The following is a 491-nucleotide window of genomic DNA, read 5'->3' on the forward strand; positions in this document are numbered from 1 at the left end:
TTGCATATTCCGGAGCATCGTGAACAGTGATTCCGGCCCATCGTGAACACCCGTTCTGGTTTTAGCGTGAACGCTCATTCCGGTTTTATCGTGAACACTTTTGACTGATTTTCCGGAATCGGTGTTCACACCAAACCAGTACAATTTCAACGCATTGATTATTAATTACTTTGTTAAGCTATTTCCTTTTTGTATTACTGAGGAAGGGATATGGCGACTAAGAGGATCACAATGCGTAAAATTCGAGAAGTGTTGAGGCTACATTTTGCTGCCCAACTCAGTGTCAGAAAAATAAGTGCCAGCACTAAGATCAGTGTCGGTGGTATTCAAAAACTACTCACTAAAGCCAGAGCTTTATCGTTAAGTTGGCCACTGCCCGACGAGCTTGATGATTCTGTGCTTGCTAGTCAGTTCTATCCTCGCGCCGACACTCGGCCATCCCAGCGATTTGAAGTGCCAGATTGGCCAGCCATTCGAAAAGAATTAACGGG

Annotated in this window: 1 pseudogene; it reads left to right on the plus strand. The window is 44.8% G+C overall.

Annotated elements, in window-relative coordinates:
* Window positions 1–210: 210 nt before the first annotated feature.
* A pseudogene (locus P20311_RS12955) lies at window positions 211–491 on the plus strand (IS21 family transposase); the annotation flags it as partial.

It is taken from the genome of Pseudoalteromonas sp. BSi20311, assembly GCF_000239875.1.
Lineage (GTDB): Bacteria > Pseudomonadota > Gammaproteobacteria > Enterobacterales > Alteromonadaceae > Pseudoalteromonas.